This is a genomic window from Curtobacterium sp. VKM Ac-2852 (assembly GCF_013205045.1).
GTDB classification, from domain to species: Bacteria; Actinomycetota; Actinomycetes; order Actinomycetales; family Microbacteriaceae; genus Curtobacterium; species Curtobacterium flaccumfaciens.
On the sequence record NZ_JABMLI010000003.1, the window covers coordinates 119,560 to 136,154 of the forward strand.

Here is a 16,595-nt window from a genome sequence, read left to right on the forward strand (position 1 = left end):
CTCGCAAAACACCGGTGTTCGCCGGTTGAACACGCGCACACCGCGGTTCGACTCGTGAACACCGGTGTTTTGCTTCATCGAACACGATGCACTCCGGCTGCCTCGAGTGCCACGGGGCCGTTGCCGCCCGGCTCAACATCCGGCCACGTCACGCGGACGACCCTTCGGACGGAGCGGTGCGCACGGAGCCGGTCCTCTCGGAGCTTCTCGTCGATGACGACGCGCTCAGGGGTCCGACCAGCGCGCATCGTCCGGTCGCGGTACTTGACCAGCCCGTCGAACTCCACGACCACGCCGGCGTCCTCGAACCAGAAGTCCACCCGGCCGATCAGGCCGCCCGCATCGCGGAACTCCTGCTGCAGCACCGGCGCCGGGAACCCCGCTTCTGCCCAACACAGCCGCGCCACTGACTCACCCGGCGAGTCAGCAGCCGCGTCCGCGAACTCGATCGCCCGTCGCGCGCGGGTGGACGCCCGCGGACGAGGCTCCCGGCTGCGCAGTTCGGCGAGCAGCGCTTCCTGCGACACTCCCCGGGCCAGCACCGCGTCCAACACGACCACCGCAGTGCGGAACGACGCTCGGAGCGCGACGTCGACCCCGGTGACCACGAGGGTCGTGACGGGCAGGCCGCCGACGCTCGCACAAGCGATGGGACGACCCGCCCCTCCGACCTTCTGCAGATGCGCGCGACGTTGACCGGTGGCTCGACGCGGATCGGTGGCGACGACGTGCTCGGGGAACTCCCCGAGCCACGGGAGTCCGAGCATCGCCACAGCCGACTCGTGGGAGATCACGAGGGCGGGGTGGATGTTCGGCGCGACCGCTTCGACCCGTGCACGATGGCGCTCCGCTGCACTCGCTGCTTCGAACGCGTCTCGGTCGACGTACCGGCCGGCTGTGAGGCGGATGAGGGTTCCTCGGCGAGCGGCATCCGCGAGCCGTCTGTGCGCTCTCGGATCGGGATCGCCCGGAGCCGCGCCGAACACCGTGATGTGAGCCATGGCCCCACCGTCACGGCTCCCGCACGGCCCACACGACGGCGACCCTCTCCTTGTGAGGAGCCCCCGCTCCCCCACCCCTGTGGAGGAACAGCAAAACACCGGTGTTCGCGCTCTGCACCGCGTTGTGCGGGTGTTCAGAGCGCGAACACCGGTGTTTTGCGGACCGACGCCCTACGACACCAGGGGGCGCACCGCGGCGGCGAGGGCGTCGACCAGGCGCTGGGCCTCGGCGGGGGTGTCCGCGACCGTGTCGATGTAGACCTTCACCTTGGGCTCGGTGCCGCTCGGGCGGACGATCACCCGGGCGTCGCCGGACAGGTCGTAGCGCAGGATGTCCGAGGGCGGGAAGCCCGCCACCCCGTCGGCGTAGTCCGTCACCGTCTGCACGGACAGTCCGCCGAGCTCCGTCGGCGGCGTGGCCCGGAGCGACGCCATGATCTCGCCGATGCGCGACAGGTCGTCGACGCGGGTCGCGACCTGCCCCGAGGCAAACGCGCCGAACTCGGCGGCGAACGCCTCGAGGTGGTCGGCGATGGTCGAGCCCGACGCGGCGAGCTCGTCGGCGAGGGACAGCAGCTCCAGCGCAGCCGAGATGCCGTCCTTGTCCCGCACGACCGACGGGTCGACCAGGTAGCCCAGGGCCTCTTCGTACCCGAACAGCAGCTCGGGCACCCGCGACACCCACTTGAAGCCGGTCAGGGTGTCGCGGTACTCCAGCCCGTGGCGCGCGGCAACCCGGGCCAACGCCGGCGACGAGACGATCGACGCGGCGAGGGTGCCGGTCGCGCCGGACTCCGACGCCCGTGCGGCGGCCCGCCACCCGAGCAGCCAGCCGACCTCGTTGCCCGACAGTCGGCGGTAGGAACCGGATCCGTCCGGGATCGCGAGTGCGAGCCGGTCGGCGTCGGGGTCGTTCGCGATCACCAGGTCGGCGCCGACGGCGAGGCCGCGGGCGATCGCGAGGTCCATCGCGCCGGGCTCCTCGGGGTTCGGGAACGACACCGTCGGGAACGCCCCGTCCGGCTCGATCTGCTCCGGCACGACCGCCGGCTCGGCGAACCCGGCCGCCGCGAACACCGCACGAGCGGTCTCCCACCCGACGCCGTGCATGGCCGTGTAGACGACCTTCGGCTGCGCATCGCCCGCGAGTGCGGGAACGGGCACGATCGCTGCCGTGGCGGCCACGTAGGCGTCGACCAGGGCCGACGTCGCCACGGTGTAGTCCGTACCGCGCGGCAGGTCCGTGACGGCCCCTGCGGCGACGGCGTCGATGGCGTCCGCGATCTCGCCGTCGACGGGCGGGACGATCTGCGAGCCGTCGTCTTCCTGACCGAGGTAGACCTTGTACCCGTTGTCCCGCGGCGGGTTGTGGCTCGCCGTGACCATGACGCCGGCCCCGACGTCGAGGTGCCGGACGGCGAACGCGAGCACCGGCGTCGGCAGGGCCGAGGGCAGCAGGGTGACCTCGAGCCCGAGGCCGCGCATGACCTCGGCCGAATCACGTGCGAAGACGTCCGAGTTCACCCGGCCGTCGTACCCGATCACGACGCTGCGCGAGCGCCCGGTGTCGATGAGGAACCGTGCGAGCCCCGCAGCAGCCTGGGTCACGACGACCCGGTTCATGCGCAGCGGGCCCCAGCCGAGCTCCGCGCGGAGTCCGGCGGTGCCGAACTGCAGCCGGCCGTCGAACCGCTCGGCGAGCGCCCGGACAGCGGGACCGTCGCCATCGGCCGCCGCGTCGATCGCCGCGGCCAGCTCGTCGCGGGTCTCCGGGTCGGGGTCCTGCGCCAGCCACGCCCGCGCGGTGCCGAGCACCTGGTCGAGGTCGAGCTTCACGATGCCGGCTGCCCGAGTGCGGCGACCACGCGTGCGAGCAGGTCGGCGATCACCGGCTCGGCCTGCTTGCCGGCCTCGAGCACCTCGGTGTGCGACAACGGGGTCTTCTGGATGCCCGCGGCGAGGTTCGTGATGAGCGAGAACCCGAGGACCTCCATGCCGGCCTGACGGGCGGCGATGGCCTCGAGCGCCGTGGACATGCCGACGATGTGCCCGCCGATGGTCTTCGCCATCTGGACCTCGGCCGGGGTCTCGTAGTGCGGGCCGCGGAACTGCGTGTAGACACCCTCGTCGAGCGACGGGTCGACCGTCCGGGCCAGCTCGCGCAGCCGCGCCGAGTACAGGTCGGTGAGGTCGATGAACGTCGCGCCCTCGAGCGGGCTGTCCGCGGTCAGGTTGATGTGGTCGCTGATGAGCACCGGCGTGCCCGGGGTCCAGTGCTCCTTGATGCCGCCGGCACCGTTGGTCAGCACCATGATCGAGGCACCGGTCGCCGCGGCCGTGCGGACGCTGTGCACGACCCGACGGACCCCGTGGCCCTCGTAGTAATGGGTGCGGGCACCGATGACGAGCGCGTGGCGGCCGTCGTCGAGGCGGATCGACCGGATCGTGCCGGAGTGTCCGGGGACGGCCGAGGCGCTGAACCCGGGGACCTGCTCGGCCGGGATCTCGGACACGGTCTCACCGATGATGTCGGCGGCCTTGCCCCAGCCCGAGCCGAGGGTCAGGGCGATGTCGTGCCGCTCGATGCCGGACTGCTCGGCGATGGCGGCTGCGGCGTCCCGCGCGACCTCGAACGGGTCGGCAGCGGGGTCGTTCAGCGGGTTCTCGGTGCTCATGCCCCAACTCTAAAGGGCGGACTGCGCGCTCAGTGCTCGCCGAGCGCCCGGTCCACCGCCGCCGTGATCTCGCCCTGGTCGAAGTGGTTCGCGATGACGATGACCTCGGCGTAGGTGTCGCCGATCGCCTCGACGAACTCCTGACTCGTCAGGATCACGTTGGCGTCGTCGGAGACGTCCCGCACGGACGCGACGTCCGCCGCGACGACGGACGCGGAGAGCCCGAGGGCGTCGAGCGCCTTCTCGGCGTTCACCTTGAGGATGCCGCTCGACCCGATGCCGGCGCCGCAGATGGTCACGATCTTCACGCGGAGACCCCCATGATCGTGCGGACCTCGTCCGCGGTGGTCGCCGCCGCGATCCGCCCGGTCACGGTGGCGTCGTTGAACAGGTTCGCGATCTCGCCGATCGACTCCAGGTGGGTGCCGACCTCGGCCACCGCGAGCCCGAGCACCACACGGACGGGGTCGTTGTGCGGGTGGCCGAACGCCACCGGAGCAGCCAGCGTCACGATGGCGAGTCCGTCCCGCAGGACGGCACCACCCGGCCGGGCGTGCGCGAAGGCGAGCCCCGGCGAGATGACGATGTACGGCCCGTGCTCCTCGACCATGCCGATCATGGCGTCGGTGTACTCGTCGGTGGTGGCGCCCGAGGCGACGAGCGCACCGCCGACCAGGCGCATCGCGTCACGCCACGCGGGCGCGTCCGCACCGAGGAGGACGGCGGTGTCCGGCAGCGGTGGCAGTCCCATGCGTCAGGCCTCCTGGTACCCGGCCGTGATGGTGGCGATGATCTCCTCGCGGTCCTCGAGCGGCAGGAACGACCCGAGCGCGGCGTTGATCTGGAACGCGGCCAGGTCGTCGAGGTCGTAGCCGAACGTGCCCGCGAGCAGCGCGAGCTCCTTCGAGAGCGAGGTCCCGCTCATCAGGCGGTTGTCGGTGTTCACCGTGACGCGGAAGCCGAGCTGGTAGAGCACGTCGAACGGGTGGTCGGCGAGGTCGTCGCCCCACGCGGCGATCGCACCGGTCTGCAGGTTCGACGACGGCGAGACCTCGAGCGGGATCTCGCGGTCACGGACCCACGAGGCGACCTCGCCCAGGGAGGCCAGCGTCGAGCCGTCCCCGGCGTCGGACAGGGCGACGTCCTCGAAGATGCGGACGCCGTGCCCGAGGCGGAGCGCCCGGCCGTCGACGAGCGCGGACCGGATGGACGCGAGCCCGTCGGCCTCGCCCGCGTGCACGGTGACGGGGAACAGTTCGGACGCCAGGTAGTCGAAGGCGGCGCGGTGGTTCGAGGCGGGGAACCCGGCTTCGGCACCGGCGATGTCGAAGCCGACGACCCCGGCGTCACGGTGCCGGACGGCGAGCTCGGCGATCTCGAGCGACCGGTCGGCGTGCCGCATCGCGGTGACGAGCTGGCCGACGCGGATGCGCCCACCGGCGGCGTCGACGGCTTCCTCGATGCCGGCCTGTACCGCCTCGACCGTCTGGTCGAGGGTCAGTCCGCCCTGCAGGTGCTGCTCCGGCGCCCAGCGGACCTCGCCGTAGACGACGCCGTCGGCGACCAGGTCCTCGACGAACTCGCGGGCGATCCGGGTGAGCTGCGGCGCGGTCTGCATCACCGACGTGGTGACGTCGAACGTCTTCAGGTACTCGACCAGGGAGCCGGAGTTCGACTGGTCGGCGAACCACTGCCCGAGCTCGGCCGGGTCGGTGGTGGGGAGCGTGACACCCGCCGGCGCTGCGAGCTCGATGATGGTCGCGGGACGCAGGCCGCCGTCGAGGTGGTCGTGCAGCGAGACCTTCGGCAGGTCGTTGATGACCGCCCCGGCGTCGGGCAGGCGGTAGGTCGGGGCGTCGGCGCTCATGCCCCCAGGCTATCGGTGGTCACCGCCGCCGCGCAGGCACCTGTGCACAACCCACAACGGAAGACACTGGAGGCTCCCCACAGCTGTGCAGGGAGCCTCCGATCGATCGGGTGGCCGGGTTCAGGACCCGATGCGCTCGCGCACGATCGGCCCACGTGCCGCGGCAGCGGAGCCCGCCGGGCCGATGGTCCACGCACCCTCGAGCGACTCGAGTGCGCGCGGGATCCGCGACGCGTCGTCGGAGTGGAGCGTCCAGAGCGGCTGGCCCTCGGTCACGGTGTCCCCCGGCTTGACGTGGAGCTCGATGCCCGCACCGGCCTGCACCGGGTCCTGCGCGCGGGCACGACCGGCCCCGAGCCGCCAGGCCGAGACCCCGAACGGCAGTGCGTCCTGCTGCGTGAGGACCCCCGCCGTCGGAGCGGTGACGACGTGCTGTTCGCGGGCCACGGGCAACGCGGCGGACGGGTCCCCGCCCTGCGCCTCGATCATCCGACGCCAGGTGTCCATGGCGCGGCCGTCCGCGAGCGCCGCTGCGGGGTCGGCGTCGGGCAGTCCGGCCAGCGTGAGCATCTCGGTCGCGAGCGCCACGGTCAGCTCGACGACGTCGGCGGGGCCGCCGCCGGCGAGCACCTCGACCGACTCCCGCACCTCGAGCGCGTTGCCGATCGTCAGCCCGAGCGGGACCTCCATGTCGGTCAGCAGCGCCGAGGTCGCGACCCCGGCGTCGTTGCCGAGGTCGACCATGGTCTGCGCGAGCTCCCTGGACGCCTCGTAGGTCGGCATGAACGCGCCGGACCCGAACTTGACGTCGAGCACGAGCGCACCGGTGCCCTCGGCGATCTTCTTCGACATGATGCTCGACGCGATGAGCGGGATGCACTCGACCGTGCCGGTGATGTCGCGGAGCGCGTAGAGCTTCTTGTCCGCGGGGGCCAGGCCGGACCCGGCGGCGCAGATGACCGCGCCGACGTCCTGCAGCACCTGCATCATGCGGTCGTTCGAGATGGACGCCTGCCACCCGGGGATCGACTCGAGCTTGTCGAGCGTGCCGCCGGTGTGGCCGAGCCCGCGGCCGGACAGCTGCGGCACGGCGACGCCGAACGACGCCACCAGGGGTGCCAGCGGCAGGGTGATCTTGTCGCCGACCCCGCCGGTGGAGTGCTTGTCGACCGTCGTCTTGCCGAGCGACGAGAACGACATCCGCTCCCCCGACGCGATCATCGCGAGCGTGAGGTCCTTGATCTCGCGCCGCTCCATCCCGTTCAGGAAGATCGCCATCGCCATCGCGGCCATCTGCGGGTCCTCGACGTAGCTGCGGGTGTACGCGTCGACGAGCCAGTCGACCTCGGCGGTGCTCAGGGCGCCGCCGGAGCGCTTCGTGCGGATGAGGTCGACGGTGTCGAACGGTTCGACGGCCATGTCAGTGCTCCTGCTGGTACGTGGCGAGGGTGCGCGGCCCGAAGGCGTCCGGCAGGACCTCGTCGATGGTGCGGATGCCGGAGAGCGTCTCGAGGAGCATGCCCTCGGTCGAGTGCTCGAACAGCAGCTGGCGGCAGCGGCCGCACGGCATCAGGGTCGCCCCGTCGCCGTCGACGCACGTGAACGCGACGAGCTTGCCGCCGCCGGTCATGTGCAGCTGCGACACGAGGGAGCACTCCGCGCAGAGCGTCACCCCGTAGCTCGCGTTCTCGATGTTGCAGCCGGAGACGATCCGGCCGTCGTCGGTCAGCGCCGCGGCGCCCACCGGGAATGACGAGTACGGCGCGTAGGCGCGCCGCATCGCGGCCGTGGCGGCGTCCCGCAGGACGCCCCAGTCCACGTCGTCGACCGGGAGGCCCGTGGCGGCGTCCGTCGGGTCGGTGGCGGTGACCGCCTGGTCACCTGGTTGCTGCGTGTCGGTCATGTGTCGTGCCTCCAGGCCGTCAGCTCTTGATGTAGGGCTTGCCGGACGCGGCGGGGCCGCGCGACTGCCCGACCAGGCCGGCCACGGCGAAGATCGTCACCACGTACGGCAGCATCAGCAGGAACTCGCTGGGCACGGGTGAGTCGATCGCTCCGAGCGTGTTCTGCAGGTTCGACGCGAAGCCGAACAGCAGCGCCGCGAGCGTCGCCTTGATGGGGTCCCACCGGCCGAAGATGACGGCGGCCAGCGCGATGTAGCCGGCGCCCGCGGTCATGTCCTTCGTGAACGGCCCGACCGCGTCGAGGGTGAAGTACGCCCCACCGAGACCGGCGATCGCACCGGCGAGGGAGACGTTCCAGAACCGGGTGCTCGTGACGTTGATGCCCACCGTGTCGGCGGCCTGCGGGTGCTCGCCGACCGCGCGGAGGCGCAGGCCCCAGCGGGTCTTGAACAGGCCGAAGGTGACGACCGCCACGGCGATGTAGGCCAGGTAGACGACGACCGTCTGCTCGAAGAACACCGGACCGATGACCGGGATCTGGTGCAGCAGCGGGATCTCGACCTTCGGGAACCGGATGCCGATGTTCAGGGTCTCCTCGTTCGGGGAGAGCACCTGCGAGTACAGGAAGCCGGTCAGGCCGGAGATGAACGCGTTGATGACGACACCGACGATGACCTGGTCGACCAGGTACTTGATGCTGAACGCCGCGAGGACGAACGACACGAGCATGCCGGCGACGAGCGCGGCGACGAGGCCGACCCAGGGCGACCCGGTGATCGACGCGACCATCGCGGAGCTGAACGCACCGGCGAGGAACTGACCCTCGATCGCGATGTTCACCACGCCGACCCGCTCGGAGATGACGCCGCCGAGGGCACCGAACACGAGCGGGACGCTCAGGCTCAGCGCGCCGAGCAGCAGGCCGGGGATCGGCAGGGACGAACCGGCCGCGGCCCACGTCAGGAACCCGATGACGAAGACGACCGCGAACACCGACGTGACCCACAGCGGGACCCGGCGGAGTGCCCGCGTCTCGATGAACGCGTACACGGTCAGGATCGCGAGCAGGACGATGACGACGATGCCCGTCCCGAGCGCGGGCAGCGGGACGTTCGGCAGCGCGAAGAAGTCACCGGCGTTCGCGAGGCGGAACGTGGTGGTACCGGAACGCGGCAGCAGGCCGAACAGCACGATCGCGATGAGCGTGAACACGCCGTACCCGATCGGGAGCTTCCAGCTCCTGGTGGTCTCGACCGGACGGTCCGCGAGCGGCGATGCGGGGGCCGCGGTGGGGCTGATGGTGCTCATGCGGCGACCGCCTTCTTGCTGGTCTTGCTCGTCTTCGTGCGCTTGCGTGCACCCGGCTGCGGGATCCGGAAGATCGCGCGGACGAGCGGCGGCGCCGCGATGAAGAGGACGATGAGGGCCTGGATGACCCCGACGATGTCGATCGGGATGCCGTTGGCGGCCTGCATGGCGTAGCCACCGTTCTTCAGCACGCCGAACAGGATGGCCGCCCAGAAGACGCCCCAGGGCTTGGAGCGGCCGAGCAGGGCCACGGTGATGGCGTCGAAGCCGATGCCGGCGTCGATGCCCGAGGTGAAGCCCGAGGTGACGGCGCCCTGCACCTGGTAGGCGCCGGCGATGCCGACCAGGGCACCGGAGATCAGCATCACCCAGATGGTCAGCGACGGGACGCTCATGCCGGCCACGCGGGCGGCACGGGGGTTCTCACCGATGGTGCGGAACCGGAAGCCGAGCGACGACTTGTTGACGAGCCACCAGACGACGACGACCGCGATGATCGCGACGATGAACCCGAGGTCCACGCCGTACCGCACGCCGAAGAGCTGCGGCAGCAGGGCGCTCTCCTTCGTGGCGGGCGAGATCGGGTTGCTGCTGCCCGGGGCCTGCAGCAGGCCCGGGGTGCGGAGCAGGTAGCTGACCAGGTAGAGCGCGACGTAGTTGAGCATGATCGTGACGACCACCTCGTTCGCACCCGTCCGGGCCTTGAGCACCCCGACGATGCCACCCCAGACCGCGCCGCCGACGATGCCGGCGAGGATCGTGAGCGGGATGTGGATCGCGGCGGGCCCGTCGAACGAGAACCCGACCCACCCGGCGGCAGCGGCGCCCATCAGGATCTGCCCCTGGCCGCCGATGTTGAACAGCCCGGCGCGGAACGACAGCGCGATCCCGAGCCCGGCGGCGATGAGCGGCACCGAGTAGTCGACGGAGCGCGTGAGCGGCCCGATCGCCTGCTGGAACGAGTCCGCGCCGAAGTTGAACACCGAGCCCTGGAACAGCGAGGCGTACGCGCCGCCGACCGCGGTGCCGACCGCCTGGAGCATGTCCGTCGGGCGGGCGAAGAAGTACCCGGCGGTGGCACGGACGTTCTCGTCCGTCACCGCGATGAGGATGCCGCAGGCGACCAGCGCGAGGACGACGGCGAGCACCGTGACGAGCACGGACCCGTTCAGGATCCCCTGCAGGGCGGCCTGCCAGCGGTCACCACCGGCGCCGTTGCGGCGCTCGGTGTCCTCTGCCGAGTCCGTCATCAGGTGCGGGGTCGACTCGACCTCCTGCAGACGGTCGTCGGTGAGCGGGGCGTCCGCGGTGCCGTGCGCAGCCGGGGTCGGCTGCTGCGTGTTGTCTGGCGGTGGGGTGGTCACGCTGCCAGCTCCGTTCCGGTCGTGGGTGTGGCGTGGATCTCGCCGGCCGAACCGGTCATGCGGCCAGCTCCGTTCCTTCGGGGATCTCCCCGGCCATCATGAGGCCGAGGACGTCGCGGGGGGTGGTCGCGGGGACGATGCCGACGATGCCGCCGCGGTACATCACGGCGATGCGGTCCGCCAGGGCGACGACCTCGTCGAGCTCGGTGGAGACGACGATGACCGGCACCCCGGTGTCGCGGGTGGCGACGATGCGCTTGTGGACGAACTCGATCGAGCCGACGTCGATGCCGCGGGTGGGCTGCGCGGCGACGAACAGCCGCAGTTCACGGCTCAGTTCGCGCGCCAGGACGATCTTCTGCTGGTTCCCGCCGGACAGCCGACCGGCCGCGGTGGTGCGGCCGGGGGTGCGGATGTCGAACTCGGCGATCTTCTCGTCGGCGAAGGCGTCGCGTTCCGCCGACCGGATCGTGCCGGCGCGGACGAACTCGGCGTGGTCGGCCCGGTCGAGCATCAGGTTCTCGGCGATGGTGAACTCGCCGACCAGGCCGTCCTCCTTGCGGTCCTCGGGGACGAAGCCGACGCCCGCGTCGAGCACCTGCTTGACGCTCCGGCCGGTGAGCTCCTTGCCGTCCAGGGTGACCCGGCCGGCGTGGGCGGGCTCGAGGCCCATGATCGCCTCGGTGAGCTCGGTCTGCCCGTTGCCCTGCACCCCGGCGATCGCCAGGACCTCGCCGCGACGCACCGTGAAGGAGACGTCGTCGACGAGCACGATGCCGGACGGGTCGGTGACGGTGAGGTGCTCGACGACCAGGGCGTCGTCGCCACCGGTCGAGGGTCCCTTGTCGACCACGAGCGAGACGGCACGGCCGACCATCAGCGCGGCCAGCTCGTTGTTCGTGGCGGTCGGCGAGGCTTCGCCGACGACCTTGCCGAGACGGATGACCGTGATGCGGTCGGCGACCTCGCGCACCTCGCGGAGCTTGTGGGTGATGAAGACGATCGCGGTGCCGGCTTCGCGGAGCTGGCGCATGATGCCCATCAGCTCGTCGGTCTCCTGCGGGGTGAGGACGGCCGTCGGCTCGTCGAACACCAGCACGGAGGCGTCGCGGGACAGCGCCTTGATGATCTCGACGCGCTGCTGCACGCCGACGGGCAGGTCCTCGACCTTGGCGTCGGGATCGACGTCGAACCCGAAGCGGTCGGAGATCTCCTGCACGCGCTTGCGGGCACCGGCCAGGTCGAGCCGCCCGCCGAAGGTGGTCTGTTCCTGGCCCAGCATGACGTTCTCGGCGACGGTGAACACGGGCACGAGCATGAAGTGCTGGTGCACCATGCCGATGCCGGCGCGCATGGCGTCACCGGGGCCGTCGAAGTCCTGCACCACGTCGTCGAGCAGGATCTCGCCCTCGTCGGCGTCGTACAGGCCGTACAGGACGTTCATCAGGGTGGACTTGCCGGCGCCGTTCTCACCCAGGAGGCAGTGGACCTCACCCGGCTCGACGGTGAGCGAGATGTGGTCGTTGGCGACCAGGGCGCCGAACCGCTTGGTGATGCCGCGGAGTTCGAGCTTCATGTTCGGGAGTCTATTTCTGTCTCGCGCGCGCCACGCGGGCGCACGGTGTCGCGTGCACCCCGCGGATGCACGATGTGGTGTGCGCCACCCGGGCGCACGAGAACGCGGGCGAGGGATGATCCCCCGCCCGCGTTCACCGGGTCAGGACTGGGTCTTGACCTTGATCGAGCCGTCGATGATGCCGGCCTTCACGTCGTCGAGCTCGCCCTGCAGGCCCTTGTCGACCTTGGACTCGAAGTCGTGGAACGGCGCGATGCCGACGCCGTCGTTCTCGAGGGTGCCCACGTACGGGTCCTTCGAGAACTTGTCGTCAGCCGCCTGCTCGACGACGTCCTTCACGGCCGGGCGCATGCCCTTCTCGACCGAGGTGAAGGCGATGTCCTTGTAGCGGGGGTCGGCCTCGTAGAGGTCGCTGTCCGCACCGATCAGGACGGAACCGTTGTCGGCGTCCTTGATGGCCTCGGCGGCGGACTGGTAGATCGGGCCACCGACGGGCAGGATCACGTCGGCGTCCTGGTCGAGGAGCGTCTGCGCGACGGACTTGGCCTGCGTGCCGGCCTCGAAGCCACCGGTGAAGGAGCCCTTGCCGCTGTCGACGTTCCAGCCGACGACCTTGACGTCCTTGTCCTTCTGCTCGTTGTAGTACTTCACGCCGTCCGCGAAGCCGTCCATGAAGATGGTGACGGTCGGGATCTGCATGCCACCGAAGGTGCCGACGACGCCGGTCTTCGAGTAGGACGCCGCCGCGTAGCCGGCGAGGAACGCCGCCTGCGAGGTGTCGAACGTGATCGGCTTGACGTTCTTCGCGTCGATCGAGTTGTCGTCGATGATCGCGAAGTCGGTGTCGGGGTTCGCAGCGGCCTGCTTCTTCGTGGCGTCGGCCAGGTTGAAGCCGACGGTCACGACGAGGTTGCAGTTCTGGCCGATGAGCTGCTCGATGTTCGAGTCGTAGACGGTGGCGTCCTTCGACTCGGCTTCCTTGTAGGTGGCACCGAGGTCCTTGGCGGCGTCCTTCATGCCCTCGTAGCCGAGCTGGTTGAACGACTTGTCGTCGAACCCACCGGCGTCGGAGACCATGCAGGGGCGGAAGTCGGTCTTCTTCGCCGAGTCGGTGGTGGACGGCGCCGAGGCGCAGCCGGCCAGGACGGCGACGGTGCCGGCGAGCGCGAGGCCGCTGAGGACGACCTGTCGGGTACGAGATGTCACGGGTTGGTTCCTCCGGGGAGCGTGCCCGGACCACGTGCGTTCCGGGCGATCGTGGCGACAGTACACGACCGTCGGGCCGGTACAGGACCCGTTGCGGGGGTCCTGCGGATCGGTTACGGGATCGCGACCCCGCCGAAACGCGCCCGTAACGCAGGGTCCTACGCAGACCCCCAGTTCGAGGGGTTTGTCGGTGGAGCGCTACAGGACGTCGCCCCGGCCGCTGATCTTCAGGGCATCCACCACACCCTTCACCCGCTGAGCGTTCGCGCTGGTGGTGACGAGCAGGGCGTCCGGGGTGTCCACGACGACGATGTCCTCGACGCCGATGAGCGAGATGAGTCGCTGGCTGTGCGAGATCACGATGCCGCTCGACGAGTCCGCCAGGATGCGGGCACCGTCCCCGAGCACGGCGAGGTTGTTCGGCCGACCGCCGGACTGCAGCTTGGCGAGCGAGGCGAAGTCGCCCACGTCGTCCCAGTCGAAGTCGCCGGGGACGACCGCCATGCGTCCGGCGGCTGCGGCCGGCTCGGCGACGGTGTAGTCGATGGCGATCTTCTCGAGCATCGGCCAGACGGCGTCGACGACGGCGCCGCGGGCCGAGGTGTCCCAGGCGTCGGCGAGCTCGTTGATGCCGGCCAGCAGCTCGGGCTTCGTCCGGCCGATCTCGGCGAGCAGCACGTCGGCGCGGGCGATGAACATGCCGGCGTTCCAGAGGTAGTTGCCCTGCTCGACGTACGAGCGGGCGGTGTCGAGGTCGGGCTTCTCGACGAACGACTTCACCGCGTGTGCGGTCGGGGCACCCTCGATGTCGAGCGCGGCGGTGTCGGCGTTGATGTACCCGAAGCCGATCGCGGGTTCCGTCGGGGTGATGCCGATGGTCGTGACGTAGCCGGCGCGGGCGACGGCGACGGCCTCGCGCACCGAACGACGGAAGCCGCGGGCGTCCCCGATGACGTGGTCGGCGGCGAACGAGCCGATGACGACGTCGGGCTCGCGGCGCACCAGGATCGCCGCGGCCAGGCCGATGGCGGCCGTGGAGTCCTTCGGCTCGCTCTCGAGCACCACGTTGTGGTCCTCGACGCCGGGCAGCTGCGACTCCACCGCGACCCGGTGCGCACGGCCGGTGACGACCATGATCCGCTGGTCGCCGGCGAGCGGCGCCAGGCGGTCCCAGGTCTGCCGCAGCAGCGAGGTGCCGGAACCCGTCAGGTCGTGCAGGAACTTGGGTGCGTCCGCGCGCGACAACGGCCACAGGCGCGATCCGATGCCCCCTGCGGGGATGATCGCGTAGAAGTCTTCGAGAGCGTCAGCCACGCGCTCACCGTACCGGTCCCACCGGGCGGATCCTGGGTGGTCTCCGCACGATTCCCGCATGCGGGCTCCCGCAGCGTTGTTCACCCGGCGCGCGCGTCCCGTTCACGTCGTCGGCCCCGCCGGGTCACGTCACGCCCGGAGCATGGGCAGCACCATGAGCGCACGCAGCGTGGAGCGCGGCACGTCCCCCCGGACCGTCGCCGTCGTGACCGAGAGCTTCCTGCCCACCCTCAACGGCGTGACCACCAGTGTCCTGGCGGTCCTCGACCACCTGGAACGACGGGGTCACCGCGCGGTCGTGATCGCCCCGGACACCCCCGGCCTCGCGCAGTTCCGGTCTCGCAGCGCCGTCGAGCGCTACCGCTCCTTCGACGTCCACCGCATCCCCGCCGTCGCCTACCGGCAGTTCCCGGTGGCGCTCCCCCACCCGGTGCTCGACACGATCCTCGCCGCCTCCGGCGCCGACGTGCTCCACGCCGCGAGTCCGTTCCTGTTGGGTGGGCGCGCGATCACGGCAGCCGGGAGGCTCGGCATCCCCTCCGTCGCCGTCTTCCAGACCGACGTGGCCGGGTTCGCCCGCCGCAACGGCCTGACCGCGACCGTCCCGTTGGTGCGGAAGATCCTCGGACGCATCCACGCCGGGGCCTCGCTGACGCTCGCCCCGTCGAGCGCGACCGCCGCGATGCTCGCCGAGGAGGGCGTGCCCCGCGTCGCCCGCTGGGGTCGCGGGGTCGACACCGAGCTGTTCCACCCCGCGCGCCGGTCGACCGGGCACGTGCGGGCACTCCGCCGCCGCCTGGCCCCCAACGGTGAGACCATCGTCGGCTACGTCGGACGCCTCGCCCCGGAGAAGGAGGTCGAGCGGCTCGCCGAGCTCGGCGGTGTCCCCGGCATCCGGGTCGTCGTGGCCGGAGGGGGTCCGTCGCGGGCGATGCTCGAACGTCGGCTCCGGCACCTCGACGTCACCTTCACCGGCCCCCTGCGCGGCGACGCCCTCGCTGACGCGTACGCGGCGCTCGACCTGTTCGTGCACACCGGTCCGGCCGAGACCTTCGGGCAGACCCTGCAGGAGGCCCACGCCTCCGGCCTGCCCGTGATCGCGCCGGCGTCCGGCGGCCCGCTCGACCTGGTGGCCCCGGGACTCGACGGCGAGCTCTACGACGCCGATGCCCCGCAGGCCCTGCGACACGCGGTCCTGCGGCTGCACCACGACCGCGCGCTGGCGGAGCGGATGGGTTCCGCCGGTCGACTCCGGGTCGAGGGAACCACCTGGGAGGCCGTCGGCGACCAGCTCCTCGACCACCACGACACGGCCCGCACCATCGGCGCGCCGCCCGTCGGACGGGGCCTCCGGGCCGGTCGGGACGAGAAGGTCAGCGCCCGCGCATAGGATGGGTCGTGTTCCACACGAACACGAACGGCAAGGGCTCGCCGATCGGGCGAGCCCGTCCTATGGAAGGACGAGCTCATGGCTGAGCACACCGGCGGGGGTACGGCGACCGCGGTGCCCGACGTCTCGATCGAAGCCCCGCGGGCTTCGCGGACGCCACAGGGCACGCTCTACCGCGGTTCGATCGGGATGTGGTCGTGGGTTCTCCACCGCATCACCGGCGTCGCGATCTACTTCTTCCTGCTCGTGCACATCCTCGACACGGCGCTCGTGCGGCTCTCACCCGAGGCGTACAACGCGGTCATCGGCACGTACAAGACCCCGATCATGAACCTCGGCGAGATCGCGCTCGTCATGGCCATCGTGTTCCACGCCTTCAACGGCCTGCGGATCATCCTGATCGACTTCTGGTCGAAGGGCCCGAAGTACCAGCGGGCCATGTTCTGGATCGTCATGGTCCTGTGGGCGGTGGCGATCGCGGGCTTCCTTCCCCGCCAGCTCATGAACCTCGTCGCGGACTTCAACTGAGGGGCACGAACATGACCACGCAGATCGTCGAACCTCCCCGCTCGGCCGCAGCCGCCCGCAGCACCACCAACTGGGAGAAGTGGGGCTGGATCTACATGCGCGCCTCGGGCGTGCTGCTCGTCGTGCTGATCTTCGGCCACCTCTTCGTCAACATGGTGGCGGGCGAGGGCGTCAAGCAGATCGACTTCGCCTTCGTCGCCGGCAAGTGGGCCAACCCCTTCTGGAAGGTCTGGGACTCGCTCATGCTGGTCCTCGCCCTCATCCACGGCTCGAACGGCATGCGCACGATCGTCAACGACTACGTGTCGAAGCCCGGCATCCGCAAGACCCTCCTCGTCGCGATCCTGGCCGCCTGCGTCGTGCTGATCGTGCTCGGGCTCCTCGTCTGCTGGACCTTCGACCCGTGCCCCGCCGGCGCCGCTGCCGCCGACCTGCCGTCCTTCTGCCCCGCGCAGTAGCACC

16 protein-coding genes are annotated in these 16,595 nt (G+C 70.8%); 3 read left to right on the forward strand and 13 right to left on the reverse strand.

Annotation, left to right across the window (positions count from 1 at the left end):
• Positions 1-74: 74 nt before the first annotated feature.
• The 13 genes from HQQ79_RS11675 to HQQ79_RS11735 all read right to left on the reverse strand — a co-directional run bounded on the left by HQQ79_RS11675 (position 75) and on the right by HQQ79_RS11735 (position 14,215).
• A complete protein-coding gene (locus HQQ79_RS11675) occupies positions 75-767 on the reverse strand; it encodes a hypothetical protein (RefSeq protein ID WP_173034500.1) in 693 nt (230 codons plus the stop codon).
• Positions 768-1,172: 405 nt separating this feature from the next.
• The gene (locus HQQ79_RS11680; protein ID WP_173034502.1) at positions 1,173-2,837 is read right to left on the reverse strand and encodes a phospho-sugar mutase; all 1,665 of its coding nucleotides are present in this window, start codon (positions 2,835-2,837) and stop codon (positions 1,173-1,175) included.
• On the reverse strand, positions 2,834-3,676 hold the full coding sequence (locus tag HQQ79_RS11685) for a purine-nucleoside phosphorylase (RefSeq protein WP_111056107.1): 843 nt from the start codon (positions 3,674-3,676) through the stop codon (positions 2,834-2,836). The genes HQQ79_RS11680 and HQQ79_RS11685 overlap by 4 nt, the downstream gene beginning before the upstream one ends.
• A 29-nt stretch (positions 3,677-3,705) precedes the next feature.
• Positions 3,706-3,984 (reverse strand): PTS sugar transporter subunit IIB, encoded by a 279-nt coding sequence (locus HQQ79_RS11690; RefSeq protein WP_027466460.1) that lies wholly within the window; start codon positions 3,982-3,984, stop codon positions 3,706-3,708.
• Positions 3,981-4,427 carry a PTS sugar transporter subunit IIA gene (locus HQQ79_RS11695; RefSeq protein WP_173034504.1) on the reverse strand — a complete coding sequence of 149 codons (447 nt, stop codon included), beginning with the start codon at positions 4,425-4,427 and terminating at the stop codon, positions 3,981-3,983. Before HQQ79_RS11695 ends, HQQ79_RS11690 begins: the two co-directional genes overlap by 4 nt.
• A 3-nt stretch (positions 4,428-4,430) precedes the next feature.
• Positions 4,431-5,543 carry an adenosine deaminase gene (locus tag HQQ79_RS11700; protein WP_173034506.1) on the reverse strand — a complete coding sequence of 371 codons (1,113 nt, stop codon included), beginning with the start codon at positions 5,541-5,543 and terminating at the stop codon, positions 4,431-4,433.
• A gap of 120 nt (positions 5,544-5,663) precedes the next feature.
• On the reverse strand, positions 5,664-6,962 hold the full coding sequence (locus tag HQQ79_RS11705) for a thymidine phosphorylase (protein ID WP_173034508.1): 1,299 nt from the start codon (positions 6,960-6,962) through the stop codon (positions 5,664-5,666).
• Position 6,963: 1 nt separating this feature from the next.
• Positions 6,964-7,446, reverse strand: a complete 483-nt coding sequence (locus HQQ79_RS11710; RefSeq protein ID WP_071244268.1) for a cytidine deaminase — start codon at positions 7,444-7,446, stop codon at positions 6,964-6,966.
• Between the two features lie 19 nt (positions 7,447-7,465).
• Positions 7,466-8,755 (reverse strand): ABC transporter permease, encoded by a 1,290-nt coding sequence (locus tag HQQ79_RS11715; protein ID WP_111056109.1) that lies wholly within the window; start codon positions 8,753-8,755, stop codon positions 7,466-7,468.
• Positions 8,752-10,119, reverse strand: coding sequence for an ABC transporter permease (locus HQQ79_RS11720; protein ID WP_173034510.1), 1,368 nt, complete (start codon positions 10,117-10,119; stop codon positions 8,752-8,754). The genes HQQ79_RS11715 and HQQ79_RS11720 overlap by 4 nt, the downstream gene beginning before the upstream one ends.
• A gap of 55 nt (positions 10,120-10,174) precedes the next feature.
• Positions 10,175-11,695, reverse strand: a complete 1,521-nt coding sequence (locus HQQ79_RS11725) for an ABC transporter ATP-binding protein (protein ID WP_173034512.1) — start codon at positions 11,693-11,695, stop codon at positions 10,175-10,177.
• A 141-nt stretch (positions 11,696-11,836) separates the two neighbouring features.
• Positions 11,837-12,901, reverse strand: a complete 1,065-nt coding sequence (locus HQQ79_RS11730) for a BMP family ABC transporter substrate-binding protein (protein WP_173034514.1) — start codon at positions 12,899-12,901, stop codon at positions 11,837-11,839.
• Positions 12,902-13,099: 198 nt separating this feature from the next.
• Positions 13,100-14,215, reverse strand: coding sequence for a mannose-1-phosphate guanylyltransferase (locus HQQ79_RS11735; RefSeq protein WP_071244281.1), 1,116 nt, complete (start codon positions 14,213-14,215; stop codon positions 13,100-13,102).
• A gap of 154 nt (positions 14,216-14,369) precedes the next feature.
• Between HQQ79_RS11735 and HQQ79_RS11740 the strand changes: the two genes are divergently transcribed.
• From HQQ79_RS11740 to sdhD, 3 genes are all read left to right on the forward strand, one after another.
• Positions 14,370-15,605 (forward strand): glycosyltransferase family 1 protein, encoded by a 1,236-nt coding sequence (locus tag HQQ79_RS11740; protein ID WP_231495703.1) that lies wholly within the window; start codon positions 14,370-14,372, stop codon positions 15,603-15,605.
• A gap of 78 nt (positions 15,606-15,683) precedes the next feature.
• On the forward strand, positions 15,684-16,133 hold the full coding sequence (gene sdhC, locus HQQ79_RS11745) for a succinate dehydrogenase, cytochrome b556 subunit (RefSeq protein WP_017888739.1): 450 nt from the start codon (positions 15,684-15,686) through the stop codon (positions 16,131-16,133).
• An 11-nt stretch (positions 16,134-16,144) separates the two neighbouring features.
• Positions 16,145-16,591 (forward strand): succinate dehydrogenase, hydrophobic membrane anchor protein, encoded by a 447-nt coding sequence (gene sdhD, locus HQQ79_RS11750; protein WP_071406401.1) that lies wholly within the window; start codon positions 16,145-16,147, stop codon positions 16,589-16,591.
• The last annotated feature ends 4 nt before the right edge of the window (positions 16,592-16,595 follow it).